This is a genomic window from Bacillus cereus group sp. BfR-BA-01383 (assembly GCF_022663495.1).
GTDB classification, from domain to species: Bacteria; Bacillota; Bacilli; order Bacillales; family Bacillaceae_G; genus Bacillus_A; species Bacillus_A cereus_AU.
In genome coordinates, this window is sequence record NZ_JAKUFP010000042.1 from 1 (window position 1) to 12,439 (window position 12,439).

The following is a 12,439-nucleotide window of genomic DNA, read 5'->3' on the forward strand; positions in this document are numbered from 1 at the left end:
AACAAATTATTCTTTTCCATACCAATCACACACCTTTTTAGAGTAATAGTATCAGTATGTCCAAGTTTTATAGATTTTTTGCACCAGAACCGAGAAACGTGGTATTCCACATGCTGCCTATGCGTATGGATGCTATGTTTCTGTTAATGATGCAATTGTGGAAGCGAACGATTTTATGAAAAGAACAAATTCAAATGCTAAATTCTTAGTGCTAGATTGTGAAGATGATACATTAAAAAGTTGTGGCCCCGACAATCTAGCAGCTGCTTCTCAAGCTTTTATTGATACATGTAAAGCGGCAGGTTGGAAAGTTGGATTTTATGTATCACATCATATGTACAATCAATATGGTTTAAATAAGGTGAAAGCAGACTTTTTATGGATTCCTCGTTATGGAAGTAATAAACCTGCCTATGCGTGTGATCTATGGCAATATGCAGACGGAGAAACAGGCGGTTGGCTTGATGGTGTAGGAAAAATTGACTTAAATGTTCTAAATGGAGACAAGCCATTATCTTGGTTTATTGGTGGTAATGAACTAAATCCAATTAACCCAATTGATCCAATTCAGCCTATTCAAAAAGAGGGAATTGGACATGCAACATCGAAATACGATGATGGTTATGGTGTGAATCTATATGAAAATCCTGCTGATCCTATTTTTGCTGGACGTATTACACAAAAAATCCCTTACTTAATCCAGAAAGGATACTGGGGTGGTGGAGAAAAAAATATGATCTGCCTTGGAAATGAAAAACAGTGGGCTTACCTAAAACATTTTGATGTCCAATGGTTCTATGCATACACTAAATATTGGCCAGGATATCAAATCCGAACTTACGATGGGCCGAGCGGCAATGACACTGGTTTTGTGGATGGAAGTGAGCCGTATCAGTTGTTTAATAGACAAGATGGGCATGTTGATATTGGTGGTAATCGTTGGATTCGTGAGGAACATGTAATTATTAAGTAATAGGTGGTTTCAAAAGTACACAACAACAAAGGTAAAACATACTATGTAACAGCAAATGAAGCCTATGTGTATGTGAAGTAAGAGTTGCAAAAGAGCATCCACTTAAAGGATGCTCTTTTGTATAATATATTTTTTCCTACTTGTTTAATCATTTTATCAAGATAGTTTTGTTTATTTACCTATAAGGTTTGAAAGGTACTTAGTCAATCAAGGTTATCAAAAAATTATTCAAAGTCTTCAAACCAACAAGTGAAAAATCGTACTTTTTCATTAAAAAACATTGTACCTTCATTATTTATAGTAGAGCTAACTTTGCTTCCCATATTAAAATTAATTCTCTTAACTCAGAAGTTTCAATTGTACATGAATAATCTTCATCTTCAACATAACGATTTGAGATATGTGTGAAATCTGGTTTTATTTCTAAGTCACAGGCATTCCCCCCGAATTTGGAGGATTCCTCCTTACCGTTTAACACTTGATCGATTTCTGTAATCCATGGTTCCGCGGTCCCGCCTTGTATATCAGAAGCTAAAAAATCTGCAACTATAGATATTTCTGAAGGTAATTTTATTAATAATGTATCATATGGACCAACAATAAATTCATAATTATATTTCATTTTTCTTGCTCCTATCTTTTATAAATTGGAAATACCGATATAATTTTTCTATTTGGAGTAAGAAAAATTCTGATTTTCATTCCATTTGAAGTTACCCCAATATATGCATTACTTGAGCCAGTTTGAAATCTAGCATTTCCATAAGCTTCTTCAATAGCTTTTAAGACTTGTGTTCGACTCCAGTCATCTGGAAAAAATGTGGACGGTGCTAATTAGCAATTACGAAAGGGATATAGATAATGAGAGGCATATGAAATAATAAATAAAGCCGACTTCATATAGAAGCCAGCTACTTAAATTATTACAATTCTTTATTTTTCCCTTTTTTAAATTCCTTTTGTTTATCTAGCCAAATATGAATTAAGTCTACTAATTCAACCGTTTCTATCTCACAAAATTCACCCTTACCATCTTCGGCAAAATTGTCTAGGACAGTAGTTGTATCTTTCCGAATTTCTAAACCGCAAATGTTACCATTTACTACTACGCAATCTTTTTCCCCGTTTAAAACAATATGTATTTCTTCTAAAATCCAATCTCCAAACGCAGAAACTTCAACACCTAAAAAAGTTTCAATAAGTTTAATTTCTTGGGGAAGTCTCATAACTAATTTTCCATTGGTAAGTACTTCAAAGCTATACGGATATTTCATTACTATTGTACTCCTTTATATTAAAAATAAAATTTATTTCGATGGGAAAGCAGAGATGATTTTCCCATAGCTGCTCTCATTTGCGTAGCGATTTGTTGTGCCGATTGAAAATTACTTTGAAATTGTCCCATCGTATAAACCCTTTCTATATTTCTATGAACGTATTAAAGAAGGGGAGTACAAAGTATGTCCATTATCCTACGGTTCTTCATAGGAACCCCTCTGGAAAAATATTGCGGATATAATTATAACAATAAATGGTTAAAGTTTCCTCAAAAAAATATATTTTATAACATATGTGTTTGTTATAGTTTTCAATAGGTAATGTAGCATTAACGTAGAGGTAAAACACTAATGGAAAAGTAATAAAATGATGCTAATGATTTATATTATGCTGTATGGGCTGAAAAGGGTGGTTGGTTAAATCTTGGCGGTGAACAATGGATTAAGAACAATCCATCTTATGTGAAGTTTAGTAAGAAAAGCACAGTAGATTCCTCTATTGTAGGGAAGCGAGTTGTTTCGAAAGTTAACAATCTACGTTTTTATGATGCTCTTTCTTGGCAGGATAAAGATGTTGCTGGTACTTTAGATGCAGGAGTAGGATTTACAATCGACGCAAAGGTAAATGTCAATGGGTATCCGCAGTATCGTGTTTATAATTCGAAGGGGCATAAGTACTACATTACGGCTAGTGATGCGTATGTGAGTGTGAAGTAATAGTAAAGCCGACTCATATCAAGCTGAGTCGGCTTTGTTTAGTTTTTATTCTTTACTTTTTATAGCTTCTTTTAGTATTTCAAGGGTCTGCTGTAACCATTCTATAGCTGTTAAGTTTAATGCAGGGAAATAAATGTAAGCATTATATTTAATAAATTCCTCTTTTTCACTATCAGTTAGATTACTGTTTAAAAACAAAAGTATATCATTTTTGGTATTTTCGATACATATTTTAGTAACTTCCATTATAAATTCATTAAGAGCTTCCTCAGGTGATTCAATATCTTGGTGAAATGTTCCTGCTAAGAAATCACCTAATTCTTCATAATGGCTATATTTATTTTCCATACAAATTCTCCTCTACTTTTCTGGATATCCTGTAATAATAAAACTTCCTTGGTTATCTTTTTTCAAAACAATCACAGCATTTTCCACATCTAAAGCACCATTTGATCCTCTTTCGACATATCGTCCAAGTATACTATTACCGTTATATCTTAGCGGTAAGGTTGGTCTGCTATTAGGATTGTTTAACCACCTATTTATTTTTGCTATATTTTGTGGATTACTTAAAACTTCATTAGCTACTCTCTCGGCTATAGCCCTATTAGTGAAAGATGATGATGCTGGTATTCTAGGGTCACTTTGTAATCTTTGCAATAGTTCTGCATCCGTTTTTTCTACGTGTTTTTTGATTAAGTGACCACCTCTTCTTTGGCCAGGTTTTGCCTCATGGGCAATTAATCCTCCTCCTGGAGCTAACGGACTAGTATCTCCTGGCTTTATAGCATTAGTATTAGTATTTCCACCAGAATTAGCAAACTGATGAGTTGATAGCTTTTCTTCAGCTTGTTTAAAATCAGGTATATCAAATTTAGAGCGTATATTATTTCCGCCAGAGAAAGCATAAGAAACATCTTTCTTAACAGGTTGTAAAATATCAGATACTTGCTTCAATTCTTTTACTAGCGTTACGCCTTTAGCTAATGTACTTGCTCCACCTGCTCCTTTTGTGACGAGGCCTGCTCTACCTAGTCCCCTATCGAGAATTAGACCGATGCCTATTTGGGTTAATCCATAAGTAGTCCATTGTGTAATGCTCTCTGCATCTCCATCTATAATATCTCGTTTCACAGTACTTGAAAATGCATGCCACATATTTTTTGTCGTTTCATCCAAATGTAAAATCGCATATGTAACATTAATAAAAGTTCCTATATCCATATTACTTAAAGCTTCCATGGACTTGATTTCATCTTCAACAGCTTTCCCTGTTCCGATTACAGTACCATTCCACATCTTTTTTACTGTTTCGAACATTGTAACTACATCGTCTATCTTATCGTCCCAAGCCTTTCTAATCGGAGATTTCTCTTCTATCCTACCGCACATTTCTCCATCTTCAATTGAATTATCAGCCTGACGATTCCTATCTTCTGCAATCGCTTGAATAGAAGCCGCCCATTCCATATTCAACCCTTGTGTACTAAATGTACCACTAGCAGGACTAAAACCTTTCCCACTTTGGACTTCAGCAAGACCCGTCGCAATGCTAGCGGCTAATTGAATTGCTGTATTATAGTTATTACTAGATGTTTGGTTGAACTGATACAAATGATCTAACTTTTCTTGAAGCTTGCGCCTCATGGCAATAAAAAGATTCGTCATAGCGTCCATACCCGGGATTGGCATAGCTTGACTGATGGCTTCCATACTTGCCTTCATTCGGTCAATTTCTCGAATTTGTTCTAATATTTCATGTTCAATTACATCAGTTGAAGCTACCTGTGATTGAAATTGACTTGGAAAGGCATCATTCTGACGAATTAGTTCTTCACACAAGTAAATGATTCCTTGTGCTAATGGACGAAAGGTTTGTGCAAAGAATGCTTTTGCACTGCTATATGTTTGTCCTTGTAGAACAGTATCAATTGCAAAAGCATCAATCGACTGAATAGCTTGTTCCATACCTTGAATGGTAGCGGTACATACAGCGTTCATGCTTTGTGTTTGCGTATGTACTTCCCCTAGATACATATTCAAACTCATGAATTGACCTCCTTTGCTAGATTCTGTTTTTGATAGTAAAGGTCATTTTCTAAGTCACTAAGATTTCGTTTTTCCTTAAGTAATGTTTCTTTTTGATTTTCCAATTCGAAAGTAAGTTTTCGCTCAATATATTGTGCATCTTGACTCATATTCATAAAAAACAATGACATTTCTCTATCTCTATGCCAAGTTCCTAAAATACGGTCAAACAAACGATGGTTTTGATTTTTCCATACATGAAAATCCTCTTCTACTTGTTCCTGTGTTTGAATCGCAGATTGATTCCGATTCTGTTCTTCAAATACACTTCGTAATTTTTGATTTAATTGATTCATTTGTTTTTCAATATCTTGACTCATCTTTTTCCTCCTACCGTTTTACTTTACGTAGGTTATCACATTAGCGAAAAATATTTTGAAGTTCTTTATCCATTCTCTCAAACTCGTTAGCTACCGAATGAATATTATCAACCGCTTGTTGAAAGGCTACAGAAAATTGTTTCGTCAAATCTAAAACTTGTTGGCTCGCTTCTTGTGCTTTGGAGTTAACAGATAGTGTTGTACGCGTCGCCTTTGTTATAGAACGACTTGTTGCACTTTGAATCCTGTCAGAAGCTGATCCCATTTTCGTAGCAATTTGTGTTGCTGTTTGTAAATTACTTTGGAATTGTCCCATCGTATAAACCCTTTCTATATTTCTATGAACGTATTAAAGAAGGGGAGTGCCTAGTATGTATGTCCATTATCCTATTGTTCTTTATAGGAACCCTCCTGGAAAAATATTGCGGATATAATTATAACAATAAATGGTTAAAGTTTCCTCAAAAAAATATATTTTCCAACATATGTGTTTGTTATAGTTCTCAAAAGATAATGTAGTATAACATAGAGGTAAAATACGAATGGGAAAGTAATAAATTGATGCTAATGATTTATATTATGCTGTATGGGCTGAAAAGGGTGGTTGGTTAAATCTTGGCGGTGAACAATGGATTAAGAACAATCCATCTTATGTGAAGTTTAGTAAGAAAAGCACAGTAGATTCCTCAATTGTAGGGAAGCGTGTTGTTACTAAAGTGGACAACCTACGTTTCTATGAATCTCCATCTTGGCATGATAAAGACGTGGCTGGTACTTTAGATGCAGGATTAGGATTTACCATTGATGTAAAGGTAACTGTGAACGGAGCGCCACAATACAAAGTACACAGCAAGGGTAAAACATACTATGTATCAGCAATTGAAGCATATGTGTATGTAAAGTAAGAGTTACAAAAGAGACCCCGAATGTGAGGTCTCTTTTGTTGATTATTCTCCATATGTAACTTTCTCTTCACTTACTCCAAGCTAGATAACATGGTTCATTGAAATATCCAATCTTAAAGAAGGCTTGTTCTTCAAAAAGTTTCTTTCTTGTCCTCAGAATCTAGAAAAGTAGCTAGTCAAAAGATACTTGTAGTCTGTCAACTTGTAAACAGACATATTGACCTTCTAAATATTTGTAGTCTTCAAATAAGTCACTAGTTATAGAGAATCCAACGTCTAAAATATTATCTTTGAGCAATTTACCAAAAAGAATATAACCTCCATTGGTGATATTTTCTATTTTTTTAAATTTATCTTCTATTTGCTCTTCTATTGTCAAAGCGTCATTCACAAATATATCTATCTCAGCCTCATATTCTTTATTTACAATAACTTCTTGAGGTGAAGTATTAAAACCTGTTACTTTTTGCTTATTTATCAAAAAATCTATTTCTTCTTCAATAATTGGATCAATTCTACATATCAATATCTTATTTTTCATTTTATAACCTCTATTCTACTGGATTGATAACAGGAATATCGTTACCATTATTCATCATTTTCCAGAAAGTTTTTCCACTTTCTACATGGTATGTTGTAATTTCCCCCAAATTATTAGTTCCTACAAACTCAAATTTAGCATAACTTTTTATTGGAACACCCTTAGGATTAGTTAAACTACTGTTTTTCATAAACTTTACATAGCCAGTTCTCAATTCTATTGTTCCATCTTTTAATTTGTAATTATATTGTACCTTGGTTCCATTCTTAATCACATCATTAGCACTAGCCAGATATTCATTCATATTAGAATATGCACCTCCCAATTCTCCACCATGCTTTCCAAAATGGCCGTCTACTTTTTCTGTGCTACCAAAATTAAGTTCGCTGGCTTTCTTGCTAGTATTATCCATCCCCTTAAATGGTTAAAGTTTCCTCAAAAAAAATGTATTTTACAACATATGTGTTTGTTATAGTTCTCAATAGGTAATGTAGTATAACGTAGAGGTAAAACACTAAGGGGAAAGTAATAAATTAATGCTAATGATTTATATGTACAATTTAGGGAATTAAACAAATCTAATTTCTCATGTTGTTTACATATATAATAGAAGGTAATGAAAAACTACACATTTTCATTGTCGCTACCATGTTGGCGTCAACCTCACCACCTCCAAGAGCAGAAAGGATATGTAATAGCTTTTGGAAAAATGATTCCTGCGGCATTTCACCTTTTACAAGTTCTGTGAATATTTTTCCATCTTTAATAAAGAGAACGCGTTTGCAATGGCTTGCTACAAAAGGATCATGAGTCACAAGCAAGATGGTGGAGAGTTGTGTTGTATTTAACATTTGTAAACTATGAAGTAAGTTATTTGCTGATTGAGAATCTAATGCTCCTGTAGGTTCATCTGCCAAAATAAGTTTTGGTTTTCCTATGATTGCTCGAGCTGCTACGGCACGCTGCTTTTGTCCACCAGAAATCTGATATGGATATTTATTTAGCAGTTCTTGAATGCCAAATATTGTTGTAATTTCATCTACACGTGTATCAATTTCTTGTGCATTTATATTTCTTAAAGCAAGCGGTAACAGTATATTATCTTTTATCGTTAACGTATCAAGTAAATTGTAGTCCTGAAAAATAAAGCCGAGTGTATCACGACGGAATGCAGTAAGTTGTTCTTCTGTCATTTTTATAATATTTGTTCCATCCATTATGATTTCACCTGTTGTTGGTACATCAATTGTAGATAATATATTTAGTAAGGTTGATTTTCTAGATCCAGATGGGCCCATAATGCCAACGAATTCACCTTCAAAAATTGTGATATCAATATCATGGAGGGCGGTAAATATGCTACCTCTTGTAATATCCATAAAGAATTCATCGATGCTGTATTGGTGGAAATCCTCAATCGGAACGTATTGTAAAGCTAATTTTGTTATGTAATTGGAACATTTGATATAAGTGCCCATGATTGGGTTTACCACAAGAATGTCTTTGTGTCGTGGTATTTCGTACAACCTTGCCATTTTCTTAACACCTAATGCCTTTAGTGGTGGTGTTGCAGCTAAAACAATGGAGCCACTCCTGTTTACGTCTCCTACTACAGCTAATTTGGTATGTAGTGGGTCTAATCCCATCTTGATACAGGACACGCTTGCATAAAAGCTACGAAGATCTACACATAAAACAATTCGATTTGGCAAGATTGAGTAATCATACACCGTTATGCCTCCTTTAACAAGAACGTATGTTCTTATTATACGCGAATGTACGTTCTTTTATGAAGTGGTTTTTGTAAAAAAATAAAACTGACTCTAGTTAGCCAGTTTTTACATATCCCAAAAGTCGGTGGATTTAACATTGGGTTTTATTTGCCTAATAACTTTTAAAATCTTTTTCATTACAGTTGGACTAGGTATGTATTCTTTATCATTGCACGCCTTTGAAACTGTAGGACGACTTAATTTCGCGGTCTTTTCTAAATCACTTTGGGTGAAGCCATTCCGATCTAAAAAATCACCTAATTTCGTTCGGTTTTTCCCTCCGAATTTCCAAAACACTTAAATCCCTCCTGAACCTATTTTCAACATTGTGGACATAAATGTAAAAAACTATTCGCATAGACGGCAAAAGTTTTTTACATAATGTACAAGCTGCCCACAATATGATGTATCAAAGCAGCTACCACGGTATTTACTAAGATAGAAGAATACGAGGTTACCAAAGTAAGTTGCGAATAATTACCACAGTATTTATCAAGATTTCTACCAAGGTAAAACTACCACGGTATTAAGTAGATGAAGCTATGTAATATCTACATTCTAAATTCTGTTTATAAAGGGGGCATTTAAATGCGTGCTAGGAAAGAAATAATTCCTTTTCGCGAGTTTATGGATCGGTCATGCAAAGATAAAGAACAGAAAATCCGTAAATACAATTCATTAAGTCCTTTCGCATTCCTTCATATGTCGGATCAGGTATTACATACTTACATTGCATTAGGAGTTATGGGAACGATTTTAATCGGAGCAGTCATGTTAGAAAAATACTTGGTGCGACATGACTATATATCAGCAGCTAAATTTGTAAGCGAAGGTATTTATCACGGCACGCGAATTGGTGGAGTTTGCTTGATTGGATATGTATTTGTTCGTATCGTAATCATGTTTTAAGGAGGGAAGGGAGTAATGGGGATTATAAAGGAGTGGCTTCGTACGCAAAGGTTAAGGAATCAGCTTATGGAGGTGTTCGGAAAAGCAGGTTTATATACGGAACATCAAACGCGTGGGGGCAAAGTTCCTATTTATCCAAAGATACATGATGTTTCCTCTTCGAAAGAAAGCGTGAGATATGTATTTACCATCCCAAACGGATTAGATCCACAGAAGATTGAAAAGAAGTGGTTCTGTTTTCAGCAAATATTAGGGAGGAATATTACGATTGAAGGGGATGTGAAAAAGTTTGTACTACATGTATTCCGTTCAGATGCTGGACTAAAACCTTACAAGTACTGTTATAAAGAATGGCAGCCATTATTAAAAGAATACCGTCTTCCTGTTGTGGTTGGCCGGGACCAATTCGGAAAAACGATTACGTACGATATGGTTGATTCCAATACACCACACTTATTAATAGCAGGGGAAACGGGAAGCGGGAAAAGTAGTATGGTACGTGTTGTACTATCCACACTCATTCAATATATGTCTCCTGAAAAGTTGCATTTGTACCTTGGTGACTTAAAAAACTCTGAATTTCATTTTTTGCGTAGAGTGAAGCATGTGAAAGAAGTTTGTATGGAAGAAATTGAAATGAAAATAATGCTTCAAAAGTTATGGAAGGAAATCAGAGAACGAAGAAAACTTATGGAAGAATATGAAGTTGATCATATTGATGCGTACAACAAATTAAATCCTAATCATCAAAAATCATATATTCTACTTGCTATCGATGAAGTGGCTATGCTTAAAGATGAAAAAGAGTGTATGACTACGATTGAAAAGATTTCAGCAGTCGGCCGATCACTTGGAGTTTTTCTTATGCTTAGTATGCAGCGGCCAGATGCGAAAGTGTTAGATGGTAAGTTAAAGCTCAATATGACCGTAAGAATCGGCTTTAAATGTGATAGTGCAATTAATAGTAATATCATGGGTACTCCTGGTTCAGAGCATTTAGAGCAATCAGGCCAAATGATTTTAAAACGAAATGGATTAAAGAAAGTGCAAGCTCCTTATTTGGAATTAAGTAAGGCGAAACAAATTGTTGAACAATATCGCATGTCTAAAGAGGAGAAAATACTCCAGAATTCATCGCAAGAAGAAATTCCGTTATTTGGGGTGTTAGATGATGAAGAGTAGAGATAAAGGAATTTTGAATGATTTGAATCGATTTAGATGCATGTCCCGTGACGATATTATTGACTTGCATTTTCAAGGCTTAAAGAATGCGGTAACTTGTTGTAATACGGTTATGAAACGATTAAGAAGAGATGGCCATGTTGATGCAAATGTTTCGCAGCACCCATACATTTATTTTCCGCAACCCAGTTCTATCAGAAAAACGAGTCAAAAAATTCCTCATTTCCTTGGTATTGTGGACGTATACAAACAACTCGTTCATTATGAAAATCCTAAACTATTCGAAGTTGAACCAAAGTATGGGAAAGAATATATGGAGCCGGATGCTTTTACAATATGGCGTAGATCGCCATTCTTTATTGAAGTTCAAAAGTCAGTGTACAGTAAAAAAATAATGCAAGATAAGATAGACAGATACGAGTTATACTTCCATAGCCAAGAATGGCACAATGAATCCTGGCAACCGAAAGGTTCTAAATTCTTTCCTTCAATCCTTATCATTACTGACAAACATTACGACGTTCAATCTCCTCATTTACGTATATTTCAGGCGAATTCTATAGAAAGTTTTATGAATAATTCAGCGGTGAAATCATAAAGAAAGCCTGCATAGTGCAGAGCTTTTTTCTTTTCAATAATATATTAAGTCATGTGTGATGATGATTGTTAAAATGCAGTAAATGAGCAAAGTAAATTTAAAGTAAGTTATGAAATGGTAATAAAGTATATGAAAAAGATAGGGTAAAACTTCTTCTAGAATGATATCTCCATAATTAATAACTTGTATGATAACCTCTCGATTATCACTATATCCATTCATATCTATAACTTGTCCCATATATTCGTTTGTACCAATATCTTTTTAAAGTACTTTAAAAAATGCACTTTATATTTTCTTTATCTTATCTTTATCTTATTTTTAAATTTCTATATTAAACTTTAAACCTAAAAGAAATAAATTTGAGTCTGAAAGGGGCAGAGAAATAGATGATTATTATATATTTTGTAAATAACCAACCGCCATTGAAAAATTGAATTTCTTATACGAGGAGGAATATATGAAGGATATGAGTAAAAAACAAATTATTAAAGTATTCCTTATTAGTATTTTAGGTTTAGGAACAATGCTTGGAATACTATATTTTAATCATAAAACTAATATTCAACAAAATAAAGCGCTCGCTACCGAAAAACGTGTATTGCAATATGAGCCTACCTTGAAAAAAGAATTAGAAAAATATAATTTAGGAGGGAAAACAGCAGTTTTATTAGGAATTATGTATCAAGAGAGTAGAGGTGAGGGAAACGACCCTATGCAGTCATCTGAATCACTTGGATTAAAGCCAAATGAAATTCAAGAGACAAGCTTGAGCATTAAACAAGGGGTAAAACACTTTGCTAAAATGTACAAATATGGAACGGAAAAAGATGTTAGCATGGATACAATTATTCAAAGCTATAATATGGGGCCAGGGTATATTGATTTTATTGCCAGTCAAGAAGTTAAACAACACTCGGAAGATTCGGCCAAAAAGTTTTCTAAGATGAAAGTTGATCAAAATCCAGCGATGTACACTTGTGGTGGAAATAAAAATAATTTTAGGTATCCATATTGTTATGGTGATTTCACATATGCCACAAAGGTGAATGAAAAAACAATACTTATTGAAGAACTTCTTCGAAATGTACATGACTCTTCTAAATAGGCTGTATAATGATACCGTCAGTTATCGACAATAAAATATTAGAATGTAA

General features: G+C 34.1%; 13 protein-coding genes and 9 pseudogenes. 8 read left to right on the top strand and 14 right to left on the bottom strand.

Translation table 11 applies throughout. The annotated features are described in order from the left end of the window. Nucleotides 1–91 precede the first annotated feature (91 nt). Both MR065_RS23805 and MR065_RS23810 read left to right on the top strand, forming a co-directional pair. Nucleotides 92–973: pseudogene (locus tag MR065_RS23805) on the top strand (GH25 family lysozyme); the annotation flags it as partial. Between the two features lie 12 nt (nt 974–985). Then, nucleotides 986–1,054, top strand: a pseudogene (locus tag MR065_RS23810) (N-acetylmuramoyl-L-alanine amidase); the annotation flags it as partial. Nucleotides 1,055–1,268: 214 nt separating this feature from the next. Here the strand turns inward: MR065_RS23810 and MR065_RS23815 are convergent. From MR065_RS23815 to MR065_RS23830, 4 genes and pseudogenes are all read right to left on the bottom strand, one after another. Then, nucleotides 1,269–1,595 carry a hypothetical protein gene (locus tag MR065_RS23815; RefSeq protein ID WP_097809722.1) on the bottom strand — a complete coding sequence of 109 codons (327 nt, stop codon included), beginning with the start codon at nt 1,593–1,595 and terminating at the stop codon, nt 1,269–1,271. A gap of 11 nt (nt 1,596–1,606) precedes the next feature. After that, nucleotides 1,607–1,789 (bottom strand): annotated as a pseudogene (locus tag MR065_RS23820) (EndoU domain-containing protein); the annotation flags it as partial. Between the two features lie 107 nt (nt 1,790–1,896). Continuing rightward, on the bottom strand, nt 1,897–2,247 hold the full coding sequence (locus tag MR065_RS23825; protein ID WP_242215296.1) for a hypothetical protein: 351 nt from the start codon (nt 2,245–2,247) through the stop codon (nt 1,897–1,899). A gap of 68 nt (nt 2,248–2,315) precedes the next feature. Beyond that, nucleotides 2,316–2,378: pseudogene (locus MR065_RS23830) on the bottom strand (TIGR04197 family type VII secretion effector); the annotation flags it as partial. Nucleotides 2,379–2,637: 259 nt separating this feature from the next. Between MR065_RS23830 and MR065_RS23835 the strand changes: the two are divergent. After that, a pseudogene (locus MR065_RS23835) lies at nt 2,638–2,967 on the top strand (N-acetylmuramoyl-L-alanine amidase); the annotation flags it as partial. Nucleotides 2,968–3,012: 45 nt separating this feature from the next. Here the strand turns inward: MR065_RS23835 and MR065_RS23840 are convergent. Genes MR065_RS23840 through MR065_RS23855 form a run of 4 tightly spaced genes read right to left on the bottom strand, consistent with a single transcriptional unit; the run spans nt 3,013 to nt 5,691 of the window. Beyond that, entirely contained in the window at nt 3,013–3,315 is a 303-nt protein-coding gene (locus tag MR065_RS23840) for a contact-dependent growth inhibition system immunity protein (protein WP_016079286.1), read from the bottom strand. Between the two features lie 12 nt (nt 3,316–3,327). Beyond that, nucleotides 3,328–5,016, bottom strand: coding sequence for an RNase A-like domain-containing protein (locus tag MR065_RS23845; protein ID WP_242215297.1), 1,689 nt, complete (start codon nt 5,014–5,016; stop codon nt 3,328–3,330). Continuing rightward, nucleotides 5,013–5,375 carry a DUF3958 family protein gene (locus MR065_RS23850; RefSeq protein ID WP_000076133.1) on the bottom strand — a complete coding sequence of 121 codons (363 nt, stop codon included), beginning with the start codon at nt 5,373–5,375 and terminating at the stop codon, nt 5,013–5,015. Before MR065_RS23850 ends, MR065_RS23845 begins: the two co-directional genes overlap by 4 nt. A gap of 40 nt (nt 5,376–5,415) precedes the next feature. Further along, nucleotides 5,416–5,691, bottom strand: coding sequence for a TIGR04197 family type VII secretion effector (locus MR065_RS23855; RefSeq protein WP_000529672.1), 276 nt, complete (start codon nt 5,689–5,691; stop codon nt 5,416–5,418). A 262-nt stretch (nt 5,692–5,953) separates the two neighbouring features. Here MR065_RS23855 and MR065_RS23860 point away from each other — a divergent pair. Then, nucleotides 5,954–6,280 (top strand): annotated as a pseudogene (locus MR065_RS23860) (N-acetylmuramoyl-L-alanine amidase); the annotation flags it as partial. Between the two features lie 172 nt (nt 6,281–6,452). Here the strand turns inward: MR065_RS23860 and MR065_RS23865 are convergent. The 5 genes and pseudogenes from MR065_RS23865 to MR065_RS23885 form a co-directional block, all read right to left on the bottom strand. Then, nucleotides 6,453–6,821, bottom strand: coding sequence for a hypothetical protein (locus MR065_RS23865; protein ID WP_242215298.1), 369 nt, complete (start codon nt 6,819–6,821; stop codon nt 6,453–6,455). 10 nt (nt 6,822–6,831) lie between these two features. Next, nucleotides 6,832–7,233 (bottom strand): hypothetical protein, encoded by a 402-nt coding sequence (locus MR065_RS23870; protein WP_242215299.1) that lies wholly within the window; start codon nt 7,231–7,233, stop codon nt 6,832–6,834. 244 nt (nt 7,234–7,477) lie between these two features. After that, nucleotides 7,478–8,200: pseudogene (locus tag MR065_RS27815) on the bottom strand (ABC transporter ATP-binding protein); the annotation flags it as partial. Continuing rightward, nucleotides 8,198–8,551: pseudogene (locus MR065_RS27820) on the bottom strand (Y-family DNA polymerase); the annotation flags it as partial. The pseudogenes MR065_RS27820 and MR065_RS27815, both read right to left, overlap by 3 nt. Before the next feature lie 108 nt (nt 8,552–8,659). After that, nucleotides 8,660–8,890, bottom strand: coding sequence for a helix-turn-helix domain-containing protein (locus MR065_RS23885; RefSeq protein WP_242215300.1), 231 nt, complete (start codon nt 8,888–8,890; stop codon nt 8,660–8,662). Nucleotides 8,891–9,181: 291 nt separating this feature from the next. Between MR065_RS23885 and MR065_RS23890 the strand changes: the two genes are divergently transcribed. The 3 genes from MR065_RS23890 to MR065_RS23900 are packed head-to-tail and all read left to right on the top strand — an operon-like array spanning nt 9,182 to nt 11,282. Then, nucleotides 9,182–9,502, top strand: a complete 321-nt coding sequence (locus MR065_RS23890) for a hypothetical protein (protein WP_242215301.1) — start codon at nt 9,182–9,184, stop codon at nt 9,500–9,502. A gap of 15 nt (nt 9,503–9,517) precedes the next feature. Continuing rightward, nucleotides 9,518–10,684 carry an FtsK/SpoIIIE domain-containing protein gene (locus MR065_RS23895; RefSeq protein ID WP_242215302.1) on the top strand — a complete coding sequence of 389 codons (1,167 nt, stop codon included), beginning with the start codon at nt 9,518–9,520 and terminating at the stop codon, nt 10,682–10,684. Nucleotides 10,685–10,706: 22 nt separating this feature from the next. Continuing rightward, a complete protein-coding gene (locus tag MR065_RS23900) occupies nt 10,707–11,282 on the top strand; it encodes a replication-relaxation family protein (RefSeq protein WP_242215317.1) in 576 nt (191 codons plus the stop codon). A 120-nt stretch (nt 11,283–11,402) separates the two neighbouring features. Here the strand turns inward: MR065_RS23900 and MR065_RS23905 are convergent. Beyond that, a pseudogene (locus MR065_RS23905) lies at nt 11,403–11,525 on the bottom strand (vancomycin resistance histidine kinase VanS); the annotation flags it as partial. 217 nt (nt 11,526–11,742) lie between these two features. Here MR065_RS23905 and MR065_RS23910 point away from each other — a divergent pair. Beyond that, complete coding sequence (locus MR065_RS23910) at nt 11,743–12,390, top strand: lysozyme family protein (protein ID WP_000654275.1); 648 nt, start codon at nt 11,743–11,745, stop codon at nt 12,388–12,390. The last annotated feature ends 49 nt before the right edge of the window (nt 12,391–12,439 follow it).